Source organism: Sodaliphilus sp., from assembly GCF_045598405.1.
Taxonomy (GTDB): domain Bacteria; phylum Bacteroidota; class Bacteroidia; order Bacteroidales; family Muribaculaceae; genus Sodaliphilus; species Sodaliphilus limicaballi.
Window position 1 is genome coordinate 1 of the sequence record NZ_JAZLLZ010000127.1, and the last position, 4,717, is coordinate 4,717.

The 4,717-nt window shown below is 41.2% G+C and carries 5 protein-coding genes and 1 pseudogene; 5 read left to right on the forward strand and 1 reads right to left on the reverse strand.

Annotated elements, in window-relative coordinates:
- Nucleotides 1–374, reverse strand: a 374-nt coding sequence (locus ACKI3C_RS09010) for a hypothetical protein (protein WP_407404213.1), incomplete at its 3' end; no start/stop codon positions are given.
- A gap of 400 nt (nt 375–774) precedes the next feature.
- Between ACKI3C_RS09010 and ACKI3C_RS09015 the strand changes: the two genes are divergently transcribed.
- The 5 genes and pseudogenes from ACKI3C_RS09015 to ACKI3C_RS09035 all read left to right on the forward strand — a co-directional run bounded on the left by ACKI3C_RS09015 (nt 775) and on the right by ACKI3C_RS09035 (nt 4,178).
- Nucleotides 775–1,386 carry a hypothetical protein gene (locus ACKI3C_RS09015; protein WP_407404215.1) on the forward strand — a complete coding sequence of 204 codons (612 nt, stop codon included), beginning with the start codon at nt 775–777 and terminating at the stop codon, nt 1,384–1,386.
- 184 nt (nt 1,387–1,570) lie between these two features.
- Entirely contained in the window at nt 1,571–2,005 is a 435-nt protein-coding gene (locus tag ACKI3C_RS09020) for a hypothetical protein (protein ID WP_407404217.1), read from the forward strand.
- Between the two features lie 538 nt (nt 2,006–2,543).
- A pseudogene (locus ACKI3C_RS09025) lies at nt 2,544–2,891 on the forward strand (DUF1016 N-terminal domain-containing protein); the annotation flags it as partial.
- A 108-nt stretch (nt 2,892–2,999) separates the two neighbouring features.
- The gene (locus ACKI3C_RS09030; RefSeq protein ID WP_407404221.1) at nt 3,000–3,719 is read left to right on the forward strand and encodes a PDDEXK nuclease domain-containing protein; all 720 of its coding nucleotides are present in this window, start codon (nt 3,000–3,002) and stop codon (nt 3,717–3,719) included.
- Nucleotides 3,720–3,794: 75 nt separating this feature from the next.
- A complete protein-coding gene (locus tag ACKI3C_RS09035; protein WP_407404219.1) occupies nt 3,795–4,178 on the forward strand; it encodes a hypothetical protein in 384 nt (127 codons plus the stop codon).
- The last annotated feature ends 539 nt before the right edge of the window (nt 4,179–4,717 follow it).

A 4,717-nucleotide genomic window follows, 5' to 3' on the forward strand; every position in this document is an offset into this window, starting at 1 on the left:
CGGCATAACATGTTTTTTATTGAAAAAATAGTGATTTTCAGCTTAATTTCGGCAAATTTCAAGCGCAGCGCCCTTTCTGTGTCCTCAGTGTCTTTGTGGGAGAAGTCGCATACGGGGACTTTGAGTAAAACTAGATAAAAAGAACCGTCCCTTTTATCTAGTTTTACAGCAGGCCGTGCATATCGAAACGATATATCACGGAATCCACTTGTGGCTTTGCAACAAACATCAGCACGACTGCGATGCAGTTCTTCAATATGCAGTGTTCGGAGAGTGGATATATGGATATTTTTTATTAACTTTGCAAGCGATGAACAAGGGCATTTTGTCCGTTTTTCCAATGTAAAAATAGGGTATTTTGTCCGTTTTTCCAATTTTTATGCTTTCAAAGAAATGGCGCTCCGCTTGAAATCAACTAAAAATTAACAAAAAATTAATTCTTAGTCAACATTCTGTAACTATTCAGCAATGGAACTCCCCGCGCGGATCTCACTGAACTCACTGATTTTTTTCATTGAAAATTATTGTTGTCCGGTAAAAAAAGAAAATATTTTTATGCTTCGCTTTGAAAATAGCTTGCTCTGCAAGCAAAATGGAATTACATCACAGATAGTGTATTATCATTTTGAGGACAGAGTCCTCTATTTTAAGGGAAGTCGCATACGGGGGCTTTTAGCGTGTTACAAATTTAAAATTTTTGCTTGTTGTTGCCGTTGATTATGAATTATTTTATATATTTGCGCTTTAATTGTATTATCGCAAAACGAAAGATTTATGAAACGAGTATCATTGGCACTAGTATTTGCTTGCATCGTGACAGCACTTGCTGCGCAAACCATCAAAGTGAACTACCAGGGCGCGAAGCCTTCTATCAGCGATTTCGCGTGGGCTCTGCTCTCTGACTATGAAAACAACGCTGAGGACACCGACGAGTCGACTGCTGCTATGCTGCAGGCATGGAAAAAGTACCGCAAAGGAGCAGCCCTGCCCAAAAACGAGACGCTCACCGTGGACAAGAAAAGCGGATATGTCGTGTTTGAGTCAACCTTTGAGAACCAGAAGCTCAGGATTGAGATGTGCTACTGGAACGAGGCCGACGGCAAGCATAAACTCATTGCTTACAACGTGGGTCTCTACATCGATGGCAAGTATAACCCCGGCCAGTATGACGGGCTCTTCTTTTACCGCTATGCTGACGCCACCAAGAAGATGACCTACCTCTACGAGGCTCCTGGGTTTGAGGTGCAGTATTGCACCGACGACGGAAGCCAAGTGTCTTATACCCTGCCCCGCACCGGCAAGGATATCACTATGACTACATGGAACCTAAACGGAACCACCAAACAAAAAACACTGAAATGGAACGGAAGCAAATTTGCCAAGTAACATCAAAGTGACACCGTTACAGGCAAAAACTAGATAAAAAGAACCGTCCCTTTTATCTAGTTTTGATTTAAGTTAACAAGCAAAGAACGATTAACTATCTTAGTCAAATAATATGAAACATATCTGTTTTTTTATATTCATTTTTTTTGTGGCATTCAATCTTAATGCCCAAAAAGTCACAACTGTGGACGATGTAGAACCGTTTTTTAGGGGACTTAACGCTGAGGATTCAGTATTCTTAGACTCGATAAAAAACACTGCAGCTATCTATAAAGTTGTTGATATCAAGAAAAAACAGGGCTGGTACAAGTTTTATTTAAGTAGAGATGACTATCCATCTATTTTTGTAGTAATCTCTAAAGATAAAAAACACAACAAAAAGGAACCCAAACTCAAAATAGGACAATCTTATCGTTTAGAATTAGTTCCTGTATGTTATGTAAGAATTATAAATTATCTGGACGTAGCATGTGGAGTAACTACAAACGAAAAAAAACGGAAAGAGATTACAGTAGAGTATAAGTTTAAGGAAGATGGTTGGTGTGTGCCTGGGTTATTCCTCTCTCCTCAAATAGCCTCAGACAGATACATAGGATGTATAGATAAATGGAACGATTAAAGGGTACAGAAAAGTCAAAAAGTCTTTTACAAAAGCGACACCGATCATGCGAAACTGACTGCTTGCAGAATAATCCTTACCGCAGCCTGTCATTCAAGTTGGGCATAGAGTTTTAACACCCTCTCCCACAGAGTTACAGAGGCCATGGAGAGATAAAAAAACTAGATAAAAAGAACCGTCCCTTTTATCTACAAAGGCACAGACCCCAACGAGAGATAAAAAACTAGATAAAAAGAACCGTCCCTTTTATCTAGTCCATAATCCCCGAGTTTTCCAAGATAATCCTAGAGGGTGTGTCAAAATGCGTTTTGGTAGGGTAATAACTCTTTTGCCCTTACAGGGCGTGTTGATGTTATCGTCTGTTACCCAGGGCGTTGCCCTGGGCTAGTAGCAACATTGCGCTTGCAGCGCGCCGCTATTTATTGCATTTTGCGACACCTCGCTGCTATTTCGTGACTTTTGACACACCTTCTTTTTCATAAAAATTTAGTAACTTTGCAGTCATAAATGTTTCTTTTGAATACGAATACCGATAAGTATGGCAAACGATATACAAACATCAACATCATCAGCTGTAGTATCTGAAGAACAACAATTCCAAGAGGTACTGAGCATCATAAAATCTCATCGACAAGCTGCAGCAAAAGCCGTCAATGAGGAGGCTTTGCTCACTTATTGGAATGTTGGAGCATACGTTTCTGCCAAACTCCAGAACGAAGAATGGGGTTCTGCCGTTGTTACCCGTCTCAGCGAATACCTCCACACTCAGGATCCAACACTCAAAGGCTATAGTCGCAGAAACATTTATAATATGGTGCTTTTTTACGACTCTTACTCATCGCCAGCCTTCCAACAACTACTCCAGCGTATCGGTCAGTCAGAAACATTACAACTCTCAGCCTCTGCGCAAAGTCAGTTGCCACCAATTGTGCAGAACGATTCTGCACAATTATCAACGGGGAAAAACCAATTTGTACAGAACAATTCTGCACAAATGCCAAAGATACTTACACTCACCATCATATCTAACCATCTAGAGATATTAACTCGTCGCAAAAGTCCCGAAGAACGACTCTTTTACATCCTATATACACATCGTGAACGCCTCAAATACAAAGAGCTTCAGCGCGTCATTACCAACGATGCATATGGTTCGCTCGTAGGTGGTGACAAAAGCAACCTGTCACAGGCACTCAAAGAGCAATACCCCGACTCGCCACTCCAGCTGCGCGATACCATATATATAGACCTCCTTGGTCTTCCGCAAAAGTTCAAAGAAACTCACTTGCGCAAAGCCATGGTTGAGCACATGAAGCAATTTATTCTTGAACTTGGCAAAGACTTCCTTTTCATGGAAGAAGAATACCGCCTTCCTGTGGGCAGTTCAACCTTCAAAAGTGACCTCCTTTTCTATCACCGAGGTCTCCAGTGTCTGGTAGCGGTAGAACTCAAGACTGGCAAGTTCCACCCACGAGACCTAGGTCAACTCGAGTTCTATCTTGAAGCACTTGATCGTGACGTCAAACGTTCCAATGAGAACCCCTCCATCGGCATCCTCCTGTGTCGCGAAGCCGACAGCCTTCAAGTAGAATACGCTCTCAGCCGTTCAATGAGTCCAACCATGGTAGCAGAATACCAACGACTTCTCATTCCCAAGGAAGTTCTTCAGGCACAAATTGAAGAATATGCCCAGATAGCATTAGGCGACTCCTGAGAACAGTAGCACTCCATCTTTATGACGAGCAGACAGAACCGTCCCCTTTATCTAGTTTTATCTAGTATAGAAAAGATGAAACACCTATTTTATTTACTTTCAATAATACTTTTTACGGGATGTACTTTTTACAGCCCCAACAAATTTAGTTTTCAAAAGCAGAATAAAGGAAACATAGACTCTATATGGTTTGTTTCAAATATCCAAGCGACGAAAATCTCGGATTATACTGACATACTTGCAGTAAAAAACATGTTGACAGGTAAGAGGATTCTTAATCCGCAAAGCATCGTGAAAATCCCGGGGTGGGCTGGAACTATAAAAGTGTATAATGGAAATTCAGTTCAGTCTTATGAAATTCATGGAAAACTGTTTATAACAGACGACAAAAGATACTATACAGCTCCAATAAACCTCTCAACAGAAATCGATAGCATCATAAATAAATCAAACTTATAATTTTAATTATTAGTGTCCGGTAAACGTTACTATACAGCAATGGAACTCCCCGCGCAGATCTCACTGATTACACTGATTTAATAATAACTGAAAGAAATTAAAATAATTAGAATAATTTCTTATTCAGTTAAATCAGAGCAATCTGTTGTAACTATACTACAATAGATTTTTATCCGCACGGGGATCTCACATGATTTTGTAATGAGAGGCTGAAAGCCGACACGCAGAACACAGTTCTGCACATAACCCTGTCCTAACTGAGCGCAAGCGAAGGCAGGGCAGGGTAAACGCGATACACTGTACCGCGGTTGAAGACCGCAACCTTGCACGTTTCGAGGTAGCGGTCTCCACCCGCGATTTTGTTACACTTCACATCCCCCCCACCGGCAGTCGTTTCACTCCCTTCGGTGGGGGTTATGTGCCCAAAGCAAGCTTTGTGCGTGTCGGCTTTCAGCCTCTAATTGTTAATATATTTTCAATGAAAAAAATCAGTGAGATCAGTGAGATCCGCGCGGGGAGTTCCATTGGTGAATAGTTAC

Coding starts and splice junctions, on each gene's coding strand:
- ACKI3C_RS09015 (WP_407404215.1), top strand. CDS start 775: ATGAAACGAGTATCATTGGCACTAGTATTTGCTTGCATCGTGACAGCA.
- ACKI3C_RS09030 (WP_407404221.1), top strand. CDS start 3,000: ATGCCAAAGATACTTACACTCACCATCATATCTAACCATCTAGAGATA.
- ACKI3C_RS09035 (WP_407404219.1), top strand. CDS start 3,795: ATGAAACACCTATTTTATTTACTTTCAATAATACTTTTTACGGGATGT.